This window comes from Thermodesulfobacterium thermophilum DSM 1276, assembly GCF_000421605.1.
Lineage (GTDB): Bacteria > Desulfobacterota > Thermodesulfobacteria > Thermodesulfobacteriales > Thermodesulfobacteriaceae > Thermodesulfobacterium > Thermodesulfobacterium thermophilum.
This window is the reverse complement of record NZ_ATXI01000003.1, coordinates 1-16,898: the sequence shown is the minus strand read 5'-3', so window position 1 is coordinate 16,898 and position 16,898 is coordinate 1. Positions and strand designations below refer to the sequence as shown.

The following is a 16,898-nucleotide window of genomic DNA, read 5'->3' as shown; positions in this document are numbered from 1 at the left end:
AGGGGTAGGGTGGAAAGCTCTTTGTTTTTAAAAAATTACGTAGAAAAACACAGCTTTTACAGAGAAATAACAAAAAAAGTATTTTCTGGAAAAACTTTAAACTTCGAAGAGGCTTTAAGGTTGTATCAAGAAGGAGATTTTTATTTTCTGGGCACCCTGGCTAATGCCGTAAAAGAAAACTTGCATCAAAAACGTTATTATTATACGATAAACAGACATATTAACTATACTAATATTTGTACTACCAACTGTAAGTTTTGTGGATATCACAAAAAGCCTGGTGAAAAAGGAGGTTATACCTATCAAGTAGAAGAGATTATAGAAACGTTAAAATCAACACCAGAATTAAAAGAAGTTCATATAGTAGGTGGGGTAAACCCAGAGTTGCCTTATGAGTACTATGTAGAACTGATACGTAAGGTAAGAGAAAATTTTCCTTCCTTAAGAATTAGAGCTTTTACCTGTGTAGAGATAGACTGGTTATCGAAAATTTCTAAAAAATCGGTAGAAGAGGTTTTAACTGAGCTGAAACAAGCAGGGTTAAATTCTCTTCCAGGGGGAGGGGCTGAGGTTTTTTCAGAAAGACTTCATAAGGAGCTCTATCCTAAAAAGATTGGTTATCAGAGATGGCTTGAGATAGCTAAGACAGCCCATAGATTAGGAATACCTACCAATGCTACCCTTCTTTTTGGACATTTGGAAACAGACGAAGAGATAATAAACCATCTATTAACTCTTAGAGAAGCCCAAGAAGAAACTAAAGGATTTTATTGCTTTATTCCTCTTGCCTTTATACCTGAAGGTAATGAACTCTCCCATCTATCTGGGCCTTCGGCTTTAAAGATTTTAAAAACCATAGCTATTTCAAGGATTGTTTTGTCTAACTTTCCTCATATTAAGGCTTACTGGGTTTTTTTTGGGGTAAAATTAGCTCAGATTGCCCTATTATGGGGAGCAGATCATTTTCATGGTACGGTGATAGAAGAAAAAATAAGCCAATCTATGAAAAAAGATGTAGTCGTACATCTGTCTACAGAAGAGATCCAGAGGCTTATCCAAGAAATAGGGGGTGAACCCGTAGAGGTTTAAAAGCTTATTTACGAAAAAGCAGATTAAGAATAATAGTGAGTAAAAGGCTAATTAAAATAGAAGTTGCTAAGGGAAAATAGAAAGTAAAGTTATCTTTTTTGATATAAATATCACCGGGAAGTTTCCCTATATAAGGTATCTTGGGAAGTATAGAGATAAAAATTCCCAGTAATATCAAGCAAATTCCTAATAAAACTAAAAATTTTCCAAAACCTGACATCTCAGGCATATTTTAAAATATAGCCATCGTTACAAAACTTTCAACCTTAAATTCTGACTATATCCATCTTACTTTAGGTTTTGGTTATAAAAAACAAACTATTCACATTTAAAAAATTTTGTAATTTAAATACACCGCAATTCCCTATAATTATTACCTTTAAATTATATTTTTAGCTTCCCTCCCAATCGCCACGGCCTCTTAAACTTTCGATATTATGAACGTGTACATGTTCTCCCTTTTTAATGTCAGAGGTTGCTCTACCGATAACTTCTCCATATTTGATGACGTTTTCTCCTTTTTTTATATCAAATATCGCAAATTTATGGCCAAATTTAATATCTGACAACAGCGTGATCTTTACCTCTTGCCCATCTATAGTTATATACACTTCTTCTCCTGCTGATAGATCTTTGACTGCTGTTGCAACGTTGTCTTTTTTATTAATAACGACTGCAAATTTTCTTTTTTCAGTCATACTTTGGCACCTCCTTCTTAAGAAATATTCTCATTAAACTACCTAAAACTTTTTTAAATGTTTGTAAAAAATGAGAACCCTTGTCATTTTTTTTAAAAAGTAGAAATTAATTTGAACATGCCAAATTCTCTATGTTTTAAAGCCTCAGCTTTTGTTAATGATCCGTTAATAACTTCTATCAAAAGTTTAAACAGTCTTTCTCCGGCTTCTTCTATTGTTTCTGTACCTTCGATTATAGTGCCACAATTGAAATCTATATTGTCCTCCATATTTATGTAAGCTTCGGGATTTCCAGTAATCTTGATAACCGGTGCTATTGGAGAACCAGTGGGAGTACCACGACCGGTAGTAAAGATAACAACTTGTGATCCTCCTGCCGTCATTCCGGTTATGGACTCAATGTCTTGACCAGGGGTATCCATGAAGTACAATCCCTTTCCTTGTGGTTTTTCACCATACTCTAATACTCCCTGCAAAGGTTTGGTTCCTCCTTTGTAAATAGCACCTAAAGATTTTTCTTCGATCGTGCTAATACCTCCTTCGATGTTGCCTGGAGTAGGTTGACCCCCACGCATGTCTACCCCCATTGTTTTGGCTTTCTCTTCTGTTCTTCTAACTACCGAAATCAACCTTTCTCCTATTTCTTTACTTACTGCTCTTTTTGCAAGGATATGTTCTGCGCCGATCACTTCGGCAGTTTCAGAAAATATACCTGTCCCCCCAAGGTCAATAATCTTGTCCATTACGTAACCAGCGACCGGATTAGAAGCGAGTCCTGAGGTTGTGTCAGAACCTCCACATTCGACAGATAAGATTAAATTTGAGATATCAACTTCTTCTTTATCGAGTTTAGCAAGATCTTGTGCCATTTTACTTGCCAGCCTTGTTCCTATTTCTATGGCCTTTAAAGTCCCGCCACTCTTCTGTATTCCTACGTACTCAACAGGTTTTCCTGTCTTTGCGATTTCATCGACCACTCTTTCAGCCGAAACCCCTCCACATTCTAACGACACAACAACCACAGCTCCTACATTAGGATTTTTTCCTAATCCTATCAGGACGTTTTCAGTCAAGACAAGATCGGCTCCAATTTGACAACATCCATGTTGATTGGCAAGTGATATCGCTCCTTCTACACAAGAAGCTATCCTCTCTGCCACAGTACTTGCACAGACTACGGTAGGAATTATCAAAAGATGATTTCTTACTCCTACTTCTCCATTAGGTCTAACATAACCTTTGAATTTCATGTTTGTTCACCTCCTGATTATATTTATCTGTCTTTTAGTTTCTTTTATAAATTTTATTCATAAAAACAAAATAAGGAAAGATTTAAAATAAGGTTTACATAACAAATCTTATTCACAAACGATTGTATAGCTACCTGTAGTGCACGTTTATAAGCTTTATGAGATTAAAAAGACCACCGGTTTTAAATTCTTGTTTTTTAAAAAAGATAGGTTTACATTAAAATTTAATTAATATTAAACGGGGAGATGAGGTAAGATGAAGGTTAAGTTGATCTTTGACGGAAAAGAAGAAGTTTTGGCAGAATTGTTTGATACTCCCTGTGGTCAAGAAGTCTACAAAATTTTACCCATAGAATCCTACTTAAACACCTGGGGTGATGAATTTTATTTTTCTATACCTTTAGACTATCCTTTGGAAGAAACAGCTACCTTAAAGGTAAAATCAGGAGACATAGGTTATTGGCCTCCAGGAAAGGCTTTAGCTATCTTTTTTGGCCCTACCCCTATTTCTGTTGACGATGAACCTGTACCTGCCAGTAAAGTAAACCTTATAGGAAGGCTTTTAGAAGATCCAAAAAAGTTAAAAGAACTTAAAAATTCTGAAAAAATAACGATTATTCCTGTGGAATAATTAACCAGACAGTTTTTTTAAGGCATTGGGTATAAAATCGATGATGGTTGAAATCTGAGTGGCTGGGGTAGGAGAGGCTAAGGCACCAGCCAACCTGTTGGCTTTAGCTGCTAAAATACATGCCTTTTCTGGTGGATATCCTGCATAAATCAGAGCAGAAACCATACCTGTTATAGTATCTCCTGTACCACCTATAGCTTCAAACTCTGGAACTAAGGGTTCATCTATGGTTGCTAAAACTTCTTGGTTGTAAACCACCCAATCTTTTTCACCTTTAACTAAAAGATAGGGAGGTGCGTTGTGATGTTGATATGCCCGTTTTATCAAGCTTTCTATGTCTTTTTCGTTTGAAAGAAGAAAACCCCGGGTATAAAAAGGATGAGGAGCTTTTTCATCAGCTAAAAAGGCTAATTCACCTAAGTCTGGGGTAAAAAGGTCAAAAAAGTTAGCATATCCTGCCATTTTTACCGTATACATAAAACCTGCATCAGCTATTAAAAAGGGTTTTTTAGAAAGTTTTTCTATCGAGAAGATTACTTTTAAACAGCCGTCTACTTCAGGAAGGATATAATGAAAGGTAAACACCTGAAAAGAATGTTGAAGAAAGTTTTCTGCTAAAAATTGATATAAAGCCTTACTTCCTGTGCCTTTACCTATATCTCCAACCAGAAAAACCATCGGATTAGGCTTTCTAAAAACCTCCAAGGTTTTTATGGCAGAGGCGATTAGAGCAGCGGTTCCACGTTCTATAGGAATTTGCCAGCGGTCTATGATAAGTCGATTATCTTTTAAAACAGGAACTCCATAAACCAAAGGCAGTGTTTCATCGGGTATAATGCCTGCTATTCCGAACATAAAAGCTCTTTAGCTTTTTCATAAGCTAAATGTAAGGCATATCCACAGAGGGTATGTCCTTTTTCCTTAGGAGGGAAAGAATTTTTCAGGTTTAATCCAATCAAAATCGAAGCCAAATAGGGGACGTCAGGACATCCTCCTCCTGAAACATTAACGATGGTGAGAGTTCTTTTATCTACCGTTATTTTCATGTTAGCAGCCCTTACCATCAAATACTCTCCAAAGTCTTTTACGTGAAAAAGGTCTACAGGCTTTAAAATTTCTTCTTCAGAAAAGGAAATGAAGTCTAAAGGTTCTACTTTTTTAGTTTTTAAAAGGTTTATAATACCAGGGATTTCAACTACTGGGACTTCTATAGCCAGGTCACATCCTTTTCTAACTTCAGGAGGAGGCCCAACTACCTTTACTTTATAACCTTGTGTTTGTAAAATTTTTTCAGCTTGGATCACCTCAGAGGTGTTTTCAAATATAAGAAGAGCCTTTTGAGAACTTTGGTTTGTTTTATCTTTTTTGTTTCTTTTGGTTGGTAAAAGTTTATTAAGCCATTCCATCATTTTTTAATCACCAGCTTAATACTATCAGGAAGTTCTTTTATTTCAACTACCTCCCACCCCGAGGTTTTAGCTGCTCTAATGACATTTTCTTTAGCGGTAGGGTTATCCACCCATATCTCCAGTTCTCCTTGTCCTAAAGCTTTGATTGCTTCCAAGGTACGTAATACCGGTTCTGGACAAGAAAGTCCTCTTGCATCTACTACTTCTGGCATATTTCTCCCTCCTGCAATTTTTATTGTCTAAGCTTTTTTAACTCTCATGGTTAATCCTATGACTATACATACGATAAAGCCCAAAAGGATAGCTTCAGGGGTATGAGGTCCTATTCCTTTAGGAGAGGCTGCTAAACCAAAATTGTGGGCTACAGCAGCACCTACTATCATCCCAGTAGCAAAGATAGCAGCATCTCCATCTCCTTCTCCAGAAAGAAAGAGTTGTCTTCCAGGACAACCACCTGCTAAGGCAAAACAAAGCCCTGCTAAAGCCATTCCTAAAAAGTTCCATAACTGCATGGTATGAGCTATAGGTTGATTTTCAAACCCTGGATTGAACTGTCCTAAAATAAGGTTGGTTATTAATGCAGCAATAAAGAAAGAAGCAACCCCTAAGAATAGATGAAATTGCCTAAAAAGGATTACATCCCTAAAGGCACCCATGGTACAAAACCTACTTCTTTGGGCAAGGATTCCTATAAAAAGGCCGGCTAAAAGGGAGATAAAAATAGGGGCATGTTGAGATCCAGGACCCTTGATACTAAAAAACAAAAATTCTCCTTTGTTGGTACCAGGTAAAGGACTATCGATTAAAAGTAAGACTAAACAAACTAACATCAAAAAAGGAAAGCCTAACCCGGCAGCTTTATAAGGGAACCCTTGAGACCTTCCAAGAGAGTATCCCATCCTGAAGAAAATAGTTCCTATAAAGATACCAAAAACCAAGCCTAACAAACCAAAAATAGCGTTGAAGTCTCCTCCTGCAAGCCTTAGAACGGTTCTCCAGGGACAACCCAAGAAGGTTAAAGCACCGATCATCGCAAACATCCCTAAAATAAACCTGATAAAAGGAGCAGAGCCACCCCTTGGACGATATTCTTTAAATAAAAGAGCACTTATAAAAGATCCTAAAACAAATCCGATGATTTCTGGTCTCATATACTGGACCACCTCTGCCCTATGAAAACCTAAGGCTCCTGCTATGTCTCTTTCCATACAGGCAACACAAATCCCCATGTTAGGTGGGTTTCCAAGTTTTTGAAGAATGGGAGCTAAGATACCTATGATACCACCTACTAAAATAATGCCCCATCTGGTAGCTAAAAAGTTACTGATGCCGTTCATCCACCCCTCCTTGGTTTATAAGTGTATTTTTGATTAAGTATTAAAAATAGAAAAAATACAGTTTTAAGTCAAATAGAAAAAATCTATCAATTTAAAGATGATTTATAAGTTTTTTCTATAAAAGATACCCTTGTCTTTGAATAAGTTTTTTTGTATATTCAAGGTTAAAAGATATTTGGCGATTGGAGAGATGTTGGATTTACGGAAGTTAGAGGTTTTTATTAAGGTATATGAGACCCAAAGTTTTTCTAAAGCCTCTTCAGCCTTACATCTTGCTCAACCAACCATTACTCTTCATATCAAAGACCTGGAACAGGAGTTAGAGGTTAATCTTTTTGACCGAAATACCAGAAAAGTAATTCCCAGTAAAGCCGGGAAAATAGTATATCGTTACGGGAAAGAGGTTTTAAACATACTCAAACAGATGGAAAAAGAGTTAAAACTTCTAAAAGATGAAAAGGTAGGTTTGATAGAAATAGGTGGTAGCACCATACCAGGTCAGTATATACTCCCTAAGGTTATAAAAAATTTTAAAGAACATCATCCTAACATTTCAGTTTTCTTAAAGGTAGGAGATAGCAAAGAAGTGATAGAGAAGGTTTTGGCAAGAGAAATCGATTTTGGTATGGTAGGTGCTGTTTTTGCTAACAAAGATTTGGTTTTCTTGCCTTGCTATGAAGATGAAATAGTTCTTATTGGTCCTCCAGATTTTACTAAAGACGAAATAGAGTTAGAGGAGTTGTATCATATTCCTTTATTAAAACGTGAAGAGGGTTCAGGCACCTGGAAAAATTTTTTAGAGTTTTTGGATAAAAAAGGTATAGATTGGATAAAGCTTAACATCATAGGAGAGATGGGGTCTACAGAGGCTATAAAAGAAGCGGTAAAGTCAGGCCTTGGTTTTGGTTTCGTTTCTTCCTTAGCCGTAGAACTTGAAACCTCTCTAAAACTTTTAAAAGTAGTAAGAATTAAAAATTTTACGATAAAAAGAAAATTTTATGTAGTTTATCCAAAAATGGCAAAATTTTTACCAGTAGAACATAAATTTTTAGATTTTATCAAGAGTTTTTCTAACGTTTAATCTGAGAGATTCCAAAAATTCCTGCTCCGATAGCCCCTAAAAAAGGGGATTCTTCAAGGGTAATCACCCTAATTTTTAGCTGGTTTTCTAAAAACTTTTTTAAATTTTTATTTGAAGAGCATCCCCCTGCAAAAATAAAATCTTCAGTAACGGTAATTCTTTTTAGCATAGATACCACCTTGTAGACTATCGCAAAATAGATACTTTTTAAAATCTCTTCTCTGGGCACTCCCTGAGCTATAAGTGAAATAACTTCTGATTCAGCGAAGACGGTACAAAGACTGCTGATTTTTACTTTGACCTCCTCGTCGAGATCTAACTGGTTTAACTCCTCTATTTCGAATCCTAAAGCTTTACACATTATTTCTAAAAACCTGCCTGTGCCAGCTGAACAACGGTCGTTCATCTCAAACTTAACTACCTTACCTTTTTCATCAAGGCTTATAACCTTAGTATCTTGGCCTCCTATGTCTAAGATAGTTCTTACCTTAGGATGGATAAAATGGGCTCCCATAGCAAAGGCTTTGATTTCAGAAAGGGTGATACAGTTTGAAAAGTTATTATTTATAAGGTTCCTTCCGTATCCAGTAGCTACCACTTGATCTGGTTTGTATTTGTGTATGTATTGAAGGCACCTTTCTAAGGGTTGGTAAGAAGTTTTGTCTCTTTCTAAAAGGGTTAACCTTTCATTTTCAAAAAGGGCCACTTTAATATAAGTAGACCCAACATCAAGTCCTAATATCCTCATAGGTTTTTAAACTTAGTGATGTGACTCTTTACACTTAAGGGTTATAACGTTTCTATAAAAGCTTCACATCTTGTTTTAAGTTGTCCTATATCTTCCGTGCTGTAATTGGTATCTATCCTTAAAAAAGGAAGGTCAACAGCGCTTTCTACCTGATAGGCTTCAAAAAGATAGGGGGTACAAAACTGGATAGAATAATAGACTATCCCCTGAGCTTTTAATTCTTTAGCCATGTTTTGGATTTCTTCAATCCTTTCTGGATTGGGAGTGAAACAGGCACAAGGCGTTTTTAGGTATCTTTCTGCTAAAAGTTTGATGCCTTCTTCTATACTACTAAAATCTTCAGGCACTAAACTATGATAATACCTTCTTCCTATACAAGACTCTTCACCTACCACAACTGCACCGCTTGTTTCTATCATGTGATGAAGTTTCCAGTTAGGTAAGGCAAAAGGACATCCGGTAATAAGTATTCTTGGTGTTCCTTTAGGTTTAACACCTATTCCTTTTTTAACCCTTTCCTCAAGTTCATCGCAAAGTTCGTTAACTTTTTGGGTAAACCTTACAGGGTCGTCGTAAAAGGCAATCTGATTCACCAAAAGAGCATCAAGACCTGAGATAGGAGCTGGGTCATAACTTCTTAACTTTTCAAGTCTCATCAAGGCTTTTCTTTTTTCGTTTACAACCTTGACTTCCTCTTTAAAACGCTCTAAAGTCATAGTTTGCTGACTTAGCTCTTCTAACTTGTTTTTAAGGGCAAAAAGTTCCTTTAAAAACAGCTCTTTTCCCCTTTCTGTTTTCATGTGAGGAACTTCCATAACATAGACTTTTTGAGTAAGTTTATTTAAGATTTCATAAGCTTTTTTCTTTCCATCACAGGTTGTTTCTCCTATTAAAAGGTCACAGCTTTCTGTGTAAGGACAAACTTGAGTAAGTTTAAAACCTATAAAAGCCTTGATAAGGTCACAGGTGTTTTTAGGTAAAACTTTTTCTGCCTCCTCAAAACCTATCTGAGCCCCTGCACAAAGCCCCACACATATTCCGTCTACCGCACGTATCATCTCTTCAGGTACATATACACAAAAGACCCCCACTACTTTTTTCCCTTGTTGTTTGGCCTCAAGGAGTTCTTTTATCCTTAAGCCATGGGCCTCAGAAACTACAAAGTCAAAGTATTTCATCCCTTCAGGACGGTTTTCTTGAGAAAGATAGATTTGTTGATAAAATTCGGCTAATGCCTTAAGTAAACAATCATGGTTTTCTAAATCTATTCCCAGGTTTTCCCACATTTTGATATAGTCTTCTCCCATAAACTCCTCCTACTTAAATATTTAAGTTTTTTGAAGGTTAAAATCAATTTTTCATGAAAAAGATGTGAAGTCAAATAGAAATTATAAATAAAAATTAAGTTGATATATTGAAAAAAAACAATGAATTTAAGGGTATATCCTCACAGTAGGGCAGTGACCTTGTGGGTCTTGAACTTCTCCGATGAGAGTTACGTTATCAAGACCAGCCTTTTTTATTTTTGTTTCAAAGCTTGCTTTTTTTTCTTTAGGAACAGCTACCAAGACTCCTCCAGAGGTTTGAGCATCAGATAGTAAAATCAATTCGTCTTCTGAAACTTCAGGATGGATTTGTATAAATTTTTTGCAAAAATTAAGGTTATGATAGTCTCCTTCAGGGACTATCCCCATAGAAATTAAATCCTTAGCCTCTTCAAAACAGGGAACTTTGCTGGCATAAATAATAAGGTCTTTTTTACTGGCTGTTGCCATCTCAAGGGCATGTCCGATTAGTCCAAAGCCTGTGATGTCAGTAGCAGCTTTAAGACCTAACTCTGTCATGATAGCACAGATTTTGTCGTTAAGTTCAGTCATGGTAGTTACCATTTTTTGATAAGCCTCATGTTTCTCGTCAAACAGTTTGCCTTTATAGGCGGTTATTAAGATTCCTGTGCCTATGGGTTTAGAAAGGTAGAGAAGGTCACCTGTTTGGGCTTGACTGTTGGTTATTATTTTTTTAGGATGAACCAAACCTACCACTGCAAGCCCGTATTTAGGTTCTGGGTCGTCTACACTATGTCCACCTACCAGCAAAGTACCAGCTTCTTTAATCTTAGACAACCCACCTTTTAAGATTTCTTTTAAGATTTCTTTAGGAATACCTCTTTTAGGAAAGGTTATAAGGTTTAAAGCCAAAAGAGGTTTTGCCCCACAGACATACACATCTGCTAAAGAGTTGGCAGCTGCTATTTGACCAAAGGTATAAGGGTCGTCTACCACAGGGGTAAAAAAGTCTGCAGTAAAAACCAAGGCTTTTTCTTCATCTAATTTATATATACCTGCATCTGCTCCATGTTCAAAACTTTGAATAAGGTTAGGATGAGAGGGTAGCTCTAAACCTTCTAATATTTCCACAAGAAACTCTTGTGGAAGCTTGGCTGCTCAGCCTGAAGCCTTGACCATCTGAGAAAGTTTAATTTCTGGCACACTCACTTGGGTCTCCTTTAATTTTCTCTACAGCATGTTTTATGATAGGTATTAAACTGGAAAAAATTTCGCTTATCGCTTTTGGGCTACCAGGGAGGTTGATGATAAGGGTTTTTCCCCTAACTCCAGCTATTCCCCTTGTCAGGGCTGCCATCGGAGTTAGGGGATAACTTATATACCTTATAAATTCTGGGATCCCCGGGATTTCTTTTTCTATTATTTCTTTAGTAGCTTCAGGGGTGACATCTCTTGGATAAACCCCTGTTCCTCCGTTGGTAACAATAAGGTCTAACTTTTCTTTGTCTGCCCAAGAGGTTAACACTTCTACTATCTTTTCTTTTTCATCAGGTAGGATTAAATATTTGGATACCAGCCAGCCTTCTTTTTCTACCAAGGTTTTAAGAAGTTCTCCGGTTTTATCTTCTCTTTCCCCTTTAAATCCTTTATCACTAAGGGTAAGGATACCTACTTTTATCATTCTTCTTTAGCAGCCTCCATCTGAGATTTTCTTTCTGCAATCACCTTTTCTGCCACAAAAGATGGGGCTTCTTCGTAATGAGAAAATCTGGAGATAAAATACCCTCTCCCTCCTGTAAACCCTTGCAAAGATACTACATAATTTTGAACCTCTGCCATAGGAACCACTGCAGATATTTTAGTCATCTTTTTATCTTTTTCAATCCCTAAAACCCTACCTCTTCTTGAGTTCAGATCTCCTACTACATCTCCCACGGTTTCATCTGGAACATATATCTCCATTTCTACATAAGGCTCTAAAAGTACAGGGTTGGCTTGCTCCATACCTTTTCTGAAACAGTGTATAGCAGCTATCTTAAAAGCAAGGTCAGAAGAGTCTACTTCATGAGACTTTCCGTCGTAAAATTGTACCTTCACGTCAACCACAGGAAATCCTGCTAAAGGACCTCTTTCCATGGCTTCTCTTACCCCTTTTTCCACTGCCGGGACATAGTTTCTCGGAACGTTCATACCGGTAAGAGTTTCTAAAAATTCAAAACCTTTACCTCTTTCTAAGGGAAAAATATTAAAATGTACTTCAGCAAACTGCCCTCTACCTCCGCTTTGTTTTTTATGTCGGTAAATAACTCCCTGTACCGCCTTTTTGATGGTTTCTCTATAGGGAATTTTAGGGATGGTGAGTTTTACCTTTACCCCAAATTTTTCTCTTAGTTTTTCGATGGTCTTTTCTATGTGTATTACCCCTAACCCGGAAATAAGAAGTTCTTTGGTTTCTTCGTCTCTGGTAAACATTATAGACGGGTCCTCTTCTTTTATTTTTACCAAAGCCCCGCTTATTTTATCTTCATCAGCTCTGGTTTCTGGATGGATAGCCATGGTGATCATAGGCGAAGGAAGTTCTGGTAAAGAAATAGGGTTAACCTTAGGATTTTTAGAAAAGGTTATTCCTGTATATAAACCGTCAACCTTAGCAAAAACGATAACCTCCCCTTCTTTAACCTCTTTTACTTGCTGTAATCCATCTCCTCTTGGGACAAAAATTTGGGTGTATTTTTCTTCTTTTCCATTAGACGTAAAAACTGTGCTGTCTGAGGGAAAAGAACCAGCTAATACCCTTCCATAAGAGAGTTTACCAGCAAAGGGATCGATTATAGTTTTAAAAATAAAACCAGAAGATTTTTCATCTGCTTCTGTACGTGTTCTTACCAATTCATAGGAGGGTACAAAATGATATAAGTATTCCAGAAAGACAGACACTCCTATGCCTGGTTTGGCAGCACCAGCAAAGATTAAGGCAATTTTATTGTTAGCTAACCCTAATTTTAGACCTTCTAATATTTCTTCCTTAGTTAAACTACCTGTATCCAGATATTTTTCTATTAATTCGTCTTTACCTTCAGCTGCGGTTTCAATAAGGTTTTCTCTTAAAGTAGAGACCCTATGTTTCAGATTTTCTGGATAATCTATATATTCTATCTTATTGCCTTTTTCAAGGATGGCTTTATCTTCTACCAAATCTACTAAAATATTATTAGGTTGACCTTCAAAGGAATAAACCACAGGTATCTGTAAGATTTCTAAGTTATCCTGAAGGTCACAGATGGTTTGACCAAAATTACTCTTCTCTTCGTCTATCTTATTTATAAAGATAAAAAGCGGAACACCCATTTCTTTTGCCATTTCAAACACTCTTATAGTTTGATATTTAATAGGGTTGGAAGAGTCTACCACCAAAATAGCTGCATCAGAGACTTTTAAGGCCCACTTTACTTCACCTAAAAAGTTATCATCCCCTGGGGTGGTTAACAGATAGAAAGGTGTGTCTTTATAATTAAACCCGTAGATTTTAAGATAAAAGTTGGACTCTTTTTTTTGTCCTTTAATGGTTTCTCCACAAACTTTACATAGTGCTTCAGAAAGTCTCGCCTTACCTGCGTCGGTTTGTCCTAAGATGGTTAATACTTTAGGTACCCCCATATTCTAACCCTCCTGTTTTTAATTGCTTAAAATTATTAAATAAAAAAATTTGAGTAAATAGTCAAGGTTGATTTTAGGGGTTAGATTTTTAAATTAATTTAGATACTAATTAAAAATAATAAATTATGGTTTAGTCTCTTGTTTTTTTGTGTTGTAGTGTTATCTTTTAACAAAGCAGTAAAAAGAGGTTATTTAAAATTCCCTTAAGGTCTCGGTTTAATTTTCATATAACTTCTTTTCTCTGCTAACAAATTAAACAAATCATGGAGGATTTATGTTAACTTTTCAGAGTTTTAACCTTTCTAAGAAAACGCTTGAGGGGTTAGACATTATGGGTTATAAAGACCCTACAGACATTCAAAAAAAGGCTATACCTTTTATCTTAGCAGGAGAGGATTTGGTAGGTCAGGCTCAAACTGGTACAGGCAAAACTGCCGCTTTTGGGATCCCTATTGTAGAAAAAATAGATTTTAAAAAGAAGGAACTTCAAGCCTTAATCCTTGTCCCTACCAGAGAGCTTGCCATTCAGGTTAGTGAAGAAATAAGAAACATAGGGAAGAATAAGAAGATTTTTGTACTTACCTTTTATGGAGGTAAACCTTTACAAAAACAGATAGAACTTTTACAAAAAAGGGTAGGGAAGGTTTTAGTAGGCACTCCTGGAAGGATTAAAGACCTTATCAATAGAGGATATCTTAAGCTTGATGGTATAAAGATGTTAGTTTTAGATGAGGCAGATAGGATGCTTGACATGGGTTTTATAGACGATATCGATTACATAATTTCTCAAACCCCTAAGGAAAGACAAACCCTTCTTTTTTCTGCCACTTTACCTAAGGAAATTTTGGTTTTAGCAGAAAAATACCTCAGAGATAGTTATAAAACCATAAAGGTTAAACCCGAAGAGATTACTTTAAAACAGATAAGTCAAGAGGTTTACAAAGTGCCTTCTCATATGAAGTTTGAAAAACTAACGGCAATTTTATCTATCTGGCAAGAACCCAAGATTATTATTTTTGTGCAAACCAAGTTAGAGGCAGAAGAGTTAGCCAAAGCTTTAAGGGAAGAAGGCTATTCAGTAAAAGCTATACATGGAGATTATCCGCAGAAAAAAAGAGAAATGGTGATGAAAGGGTTCAAGTCAGGAGAATTTAAAATTTTAGTAGCAACCGACGTAGCCTCAAGGGGTTTAGACATTAAAGATGTTGGATTGGTAATCAACTATGGACTGCCTAAGGATGCCGAATCTTATATCCATCGTATAGGCAGAACTGGAAGGGCTGGTCAAACAGGAACGGCTATTTCTTTGATGAGCAGGTCTGAAGAAAAGTTTTTAAGGAATATCATGTTTAAAACTAAAGTCAAACCTATGGTCAAATCCATATAACATCTAACTATAAGAGGTCTTGTAAGGTTGGTTAATCTTTCAGGACCTCTTATAAAAAAATCTTTCTAAAGAACTTGACATCATGGTTAGAATTGATATTTTAACTATGACATGAAAAAAATTTCTTTATTTTTAGTTTATACAGATTTAAAAGACGATATTCTTTTAGCTTTAAAGTCTCATTTAGAGACCATTTTTGGATATTCGGTTAATTTTTACGGTTTGGTTTTTGATCTTTCTTTAGCCTACAACCCAAAAAGAAATCAATACATCTCCTCTAAAATCATAGATCTTTTCTCAAAATATAAAAAAAACTTAAAAGAGAAATGGGTAGTTTTAGTAGACGTTGACCTTTATACTCATGGGCTAAACTTTGTTTTTGGAGAAGCTGATCCTAAAAGAGGAATAGCCGTAGTATCTCATGCCAGACTTAATCCAGAGTTTTATGGGTTAGCTTTTGACGAAAAAATTTTTACAGAAAGGCTAATTAAAGAGGTTAGCCATGAGCTCGGTCATCTTTTTTACCTACCCCATTGTTTTCATGCAAATTGTGTGATGAGTTTTTCTAATACTATAGCAGATGTAGATAAAAAAAGTAAATCTTTTTGTTTTGTATGTGAAAGTTTTTTGAAAACTTATTTGTGTATGGAAAAATTTTTTATAATATAAAACTTTTAGGAGGAAGAGATGTTTAATCCTAAGATGGAAACATTATCAAGAGAAGAGATTGAAAAAATTCAGCTTAGCAGGTTAAGAAAAACCCTCGCATTTCTTAAAAATTCTAAATCTATGTTAAAGGAGAAGATTAAAGACATCCATCCTGAAGATATAAAAAGTTTAGATGATTTAAAATACCTACCTTTTACGACAAAAGATGACTTAAGGGATGGTTATCCTTTTGGACATATAGCTGTAGATCCTTCAGACTGTGTAAGAATGCATATGAGTTCAGGGACTACAGGGATACCGGTATTAAACCTTATGACTAAAAATGATGTGACTCAGTGGGGTGAAATAATGGCTCGATGCTTGGCTTGTGCTGGGCTTACCTCAAAAGACAGGTTACAGATTATGCCTTCCTTTGGGTTATTTAACGGAGGTTTTGGTTTTCATTATGGAGCAGAAACCTTAGGATGTTTTATCGTTCCAGCAGGTGCTGGCAGAAGTCTTATGCAACTTAAACTTATAAAAGATTTAGGGGTTACTGCCATAGGGGCTATAGCTTCTTATCCAGCAAGACTTATCGAAGTAGCTCAAGAAAATGGGTTTGATTTTAGAAAAACTAACCTTCGGGTAGCTATTTTAGGTGCTGAAACCTGGTCAGAGGAATATAGAAAAAGGATAGAAGACATGATGGGGGTTAAGACCTTTGATATCATAGGGATGACAGAAACCGGAGGGGTAGGATTAGGCATAGATTGTGAAGCAAGAAAAGGGATTCATGTTTGGGAAGACCATTATATCATAGAAATCGTACATCCTGAAACAGGTGAGACATTGCCTTTAGGAGAAGAAGGGGAAATAGTGGTTACTACCCTTACCAGAGAAGGCTTGCCTCTTATCAGGTATAGAACAAGGGATATATCTAAGATAGTAAGTTACGAACCATGCGAGTGTGGGAGGACTCATCTTAGAATAGACAGAATTAAAGGTAGAACAGACGATATGTTAAAGGTAAAGGGAGTAAATTTTTATCCTTCTCAGATAGAGGCTATACTTTTGAAATACAAAGGACTTGCTCCGTATTATCAATTGGTAATAGAAAATATAAAAGGTAAAGATGAAATGACCATCATTGTAGAAAAGACCGACGGAGGTTTAACTAATCAGGAAATGGACAAACTAAACTTAGAACTTTATGACCTTTTAGGTTTTAGAAGTAAGATTCAGATCGTTCCTGAAGGCACCATTCAAAGGGTTCCAGGAAAAGCCGTGCGAGTGATAGATAAAAGAAAAAAATAAAAAAAATTTTATAAAAATCTGTTATTTAATAGAAATTAGGACTTAAAAACCCACTTTTTTAGGACTTGTTAGGCTTGACTTAAGGATTGAGCTTATATAATATCTATATCTAATAGACAAAATAGGGTTATTTTAAAATCTTTCTGTATGGAGGTTGATAATGGGAAAAGTTTTTAGATATTTTTTTCTTGGGTTGTGTTTATCTGGAGTTCTGTTGGGGATCAGTTTTTTTCTTTCTCTAACCTTTAATAAATTGTCCATAGCAAGTAGTAGTGGTTCAAACGATGCCTGTTTAAAGTGTCATAAATTAGAAAGGCTTCATAAGGTTTTACCTAACGGAGAAAAGATGGCTCTTTATGTAGA

At 36.0% G+C, this 16,898-nt stretch carries 19 protein-coding genes; 7 read left to right on the top strand and 12 right to left on the bottom strand.

Going from position 1 to position 16,898, the window contains the following annotated elements; genetic code table 11:
• Positions 1–9 precede the first annotated feature (9 nt).
• Positions 10–1,089: a CofH family radical SAM protein gene (locus H529_RS0101760; RefSeq protein WP_022854849.1), complete on the top strand. Its 1,080-nt coding sequence runs from the start codon at positions 10–12 to the stop codon at positions 1,087–1,089.
• A gap of 4 nt (positions 1,090–1,093) precedes the next feature.
• On the opposite strand, the gene H529_RS0101755 is transcribed toward H529_RS0101760, so the two are convergent.
• The 3 genes from H529_RS0101755 to H529_RS0101745 form a co-directional block, all read right to left on the bottom strand.
• Positions 1,094–1,309: a DUF2905 domain-containing protein gene (locus tag H529_RS0101755; protein ID WP_028842983.1), complete on the bottom strand. Its 216-nt coding sequence runs from the start codon at positions 1,307–1,309 to the stop codon at positions 1,094–1,096.
• A gap of 172 nt (positions 1,310–1,481) precedes the next feature.
• Entirely contained in the window at positions 1,482–1,787 is a 306-nt protein-coding gene (locus H529_RS0101750; RefSeq protein WP_022854847.1) for a UxaA family hydrolase, read from the bottom strand.
• Positions 1,788–1,879: 92 nt separating this feature from the next.
• Positions 1,880–3,037, bottom strand: a complete 1,158-nt coding sequence (locus H529_RS0101745; RefSeq protein ID WP_022854846.1) for a UxaA family hydrolase — start codon at positions 3,035–3,037, stop codon at positions 1,880–1,882.
• A 256-nt stretch (positions 3,038–3,293) separates the two neighbouring features.
• Here H529_RS0101745 and H529_RS0101740 point away from each other — a divergent pair, with 256 nt between their 5' ends.
• On the top strand, positions 3,294–3,668 hold the full coding sequence (locus H529_RS0101740) for a cyclophilin-like fold protein (RefSeq protein ID WP_022854845.1): 375 nt from the start codon (positions 3,294–3,296) through the stop codon (positions 3,666–3,668).
• Here the strand turns inward: H529_RS0101740 and H529_RS0101735 are convergent, their stop codons facing one another.
• Genes H529_RS0101735 through yedE form a run of 4 tightly spaced genes read right to left on the bottom strand, consistent with a single transcriptional unit; the run spans position 3,669 to position 6,414 of the window.
• A complete protein-coding gene (locus H529_RS0101735; RefSeq protein WP_022854844.1) occupies positions 3,669–4,523 on the bottom strand; it encodes an NAD(P)H-hydrate dehydratase in 855 nt (284 codons plus the stop codon).
• Positions 4,511–5,074, bottom strand: a complete 564-nt coding sequence (locus H529_RS0101730) for a putative Se/S carrier protein (protein WP_022854843.1) — start codon at positions 5,072–5,074, stop codon at positions 4,511–4,513. The genes H529_RS0101735 and H529_RS0101730 overlap by 13 nt, the downstream gene beginning before the upstream one ends.
• Positions 5,074–5,289, bottom strand: a complete 216-nt coding sequence (locus tag H529_RS0101725) for a sulfurtransferase TusA family protein (RefSeq protein WP_022854842.1) — start codon at positions 5,287–5,289, stop codon at positions 5,074–5,076. The genes H529_RS0101730 and H529_RS0101725 overlap by 1 nt, the downstream gene beginning before the upstream one ends.
• 27 nt (positions 5,290–5,316) lie before the next feature.
• A complete protein-coding gene (yedE, locus tag H529_RS0101720; protein ID WP_022854841.1) occupies positions 5,317–6,414 on the bottom strand; it encodes a YedE family putative selenium transporter in 1,098 nt (365 codons plus the stop codon).
• Between the two features lie 190 nt (positions 6,415–6,604).
• Here yedE and H529_RS09755 point away from each other — a divergent pair, with 190 nt between their 5' ends.
• The gene (locus tag H529_RS09755) at positions 6,605–7,495 is read left to right on the top strand and encodes a selenium metabolism-associated LysR family transcriptional regulator (RefSeq protein WP_155984457.1); all 891 of its coding nucleotides are present in this window, start codon (positions 6,605–6,607) and stop codon (positions 7,493–7,495) included.
• Here the strand turns inward: H529_RS09755 and H529_RS0101710 are convergent.
• From H529_RS0101710 to H529_RS0101690, 5 genes are all read right to left on the bottom strand, one after another.
• Positions 7,485–8,243 carry an acyl-CoA dehydratase activase gene (locus tag H529_RS0101710; protein WP_022854839.1) on the bottom strand — a complete coding sequence of 253 codons (759 nt, stop codon included), beginning with the start codon at positions 8,241–8,243 and terminating at the stop codon, positions 7,485–7,487. The two genes, H529_RS09755 and H529_RS0101710, sit on opposite strands and share 11 nt — an antisense overlap.
• A 41-nt stretch (positions 8,244–8,284) precedes the next feature.
• Complete coding sequence (locus tag H529_RS0101705; protein ID WP_022854838.1) at positions 8,285–9,550, bottom strand: double-cubane-cluster-containing anaerobic reductase; 1,266 nt, start codon at positions 9,548–9,550, stop codon at positions 8,285–8,287.
• 126 nt (positions 9,551–9,676) lie between these two features.
• Positions 9,677–10,732, bottom strand: coding sequence for a selenide, water dikinase SelD (selD, locus tag H529_RS10940; RefSeq protein WP_081642240.1), 1,056 nt, complete (start codon positions 10,730–10,732; stop codon positions 9,677–9,679).
• Positions 10,719–11,210 carry a MogA/MoaB family molybdenum cofactor biosynthesis protein gene (locus H529_RS0101695; protein ID WP_022854836.1) on the bottom strand — a complete coding sequence of 164 codons (492 nt, stop codon included), beginning with the start codon at positions 11,208–11,210 and terminating at the stop codon, positions 10,719–10,721. Before H529_RS0101695 ends, selD begins: the two co-directional genes overlap by 14 nt.
• Positions 11,207–13,186, bottom strand: coding sequence for an elongation factor G (locus tag H529_RS0101690; RefSeq protein WP_022854835.1), 1,980 nt, complete (start codon positions 13,184–13,186; stop codon positions 11,207–11,209). The genes H529_RS0101695 and H529_RS0101690 overlap by 4 nt, the downstream gene beginning before the upstream one ends.
• A 274-nt stretch (positions 13,187–13,460) precedes the next feature.
• Between H529_RS0101690 and H529_RS09745 the strand changes: the two genes are divergently transcribed.
• From H529_RS09745 to H529_RS09740, 4 genes are all read left to right on the top strand, one after another.
• Entirely contained in the window at positions 13,461–14,573 is a 1,113-nt protein-coding gene (locus tag H529_RS09745; protein WP_022854834.1) for a DEAD/DEAH box helicase, read from the top strand.
• Positions 14,574–14,684: 111 nt separating this feature from the next.
• Entirely contained in the window at positions 14,685–15,242 is a 558-nt protein-coding gene (locus H529_RS0101680; RefSeq protein WP_022854833.1) for an archaemetzincin family Zn-dependent metalloprotease, read from the top strand.
• 18 nt (positions 15,243–15,260) lie between these two features.
• Positions 15,261–16,535, top strand: a complete 1,275-nt coding sequence (locus tag H529_RS0101675; protein ID WP_022854832.1) for a phenylacetate--CoA ligase — start codon at positions 15,261–15,263, stop codon at positions 16,533–16,535.
• Positions 16,536–16,695: 160 nt separating this feature from the next.
• On the top strand, positions 16,696–16,898 hold a 203-nt coding region (locus H529_RS09740; RefSeq protein ID WP_033396701.1), incomplete at its 3' end, for a hypothetical protein.

Coding starts and splice junctions, on each gene's coding strand:
- H529_RS0101755 (WP_028842983.1), bottom strand. CDS start 1,309: ATGTCAGGTTTTGGAAAATTTTTAGTTTTATTAGGAATTTGCTTGATA.
- H529_RS0101750 (WP_022854847.1), bottom strand. CDS start 1,787: ATGACTGAAAAAAGAAAATTTGCAGTCGTTATTAATAAAAAAGACAAC.
- H529_RS0101745 (WP_022854846.1), bottom strand. CDS start 3,037: ATGAAATTCAAAGGTTATGTTAGACCTAATGGAGAAGTAGGAGTAAGA.
- H529_RS0101740 (WP_022854845.1), top strand. CDS start 3,294: ATGAAGGTTAAGTTGATCTTTGACGGAAAAGAAGAAGTTTTGGCAGAA.
- H529_RS0101735 (WP_022854844.1), bottom strand. CDS start 4,523: ATGTTCGGAATAGCAGGCATTATACCCGATGAAACACTGCCTTTGGTT.
- H529_RS0101730 (WP_022854843.1), bottom strand. CDS start 5,074: ATGGAATGGCTTAATAAACTTTTACCAACCAAAAGAAACAAAAAAGAT.
- H529_RS0101725 (WP_022854842.1), bottom strand. CDS start 5,289: ATGCCAGAAGTAGTAGATGCAAGAGGACTTTCTTGTCCAGAACCGGTA.
- yedE (WP_022854841.1), bottom strand. CDS start 6,414: ATGAACGGCATCAGTAACTTTTTAGCTACCAGATGGGGCATTATTTTA.
- H529_RS09755 (WP_155984457.1), top strand. CDS start 6,605: ATGTTGGATTTACGGAAGTTAGAGGTTTTTATTAAGGTATATGAGACC.
- H529_RS0101710 (WP_022854839.1), bottom strand. CDS start 8,243: ATGAGGATATTAGGACTTGATGTTGGGTCTACTTATATTAAAGTGGCC.
- H529_RS0101705 (WP_022854838.1), bottom strand. CDS start 9,550: ATGGGAGAAGACTATATCAAAATGTGGGAAAACCTGGGAATAGATTTA.
- H529_RS0101695 (WP_022854836.1), bottom strand. CDS start 11,210: ATGATAAAAGTAGGTATCCTTACCCTTAGTGATAAAGGATTTAAAGGG.
- H529_RS0101690 (WP_022854835.1), bottom strand. CDS start 13,186: ATGGGGGTACCTAAAGTATTAACCATCTTAGGACAAACCGACGCAGGT.
- H529_RS09745 (WP_022854834.1), top strand. CDS start 13,461: ATGTTAACTTTTCAGAGTTTTAACCTTTCTAAGAAAACGCTTGAGGGG.
- H529_RS0101680 (WP_022854833.1), top strand. CDS start 14,685: ATGAAAAAAATTTCTTTATTTTTAGTTTATACAGATTTAAAAGACGAT.
- H529_RS0101675 (WP_022854832.1), top strand. CDS start 15,261: ATGTTTAATCCTAAGATGGAAACATTATCAAGAGAAGAGATTGAAAAA.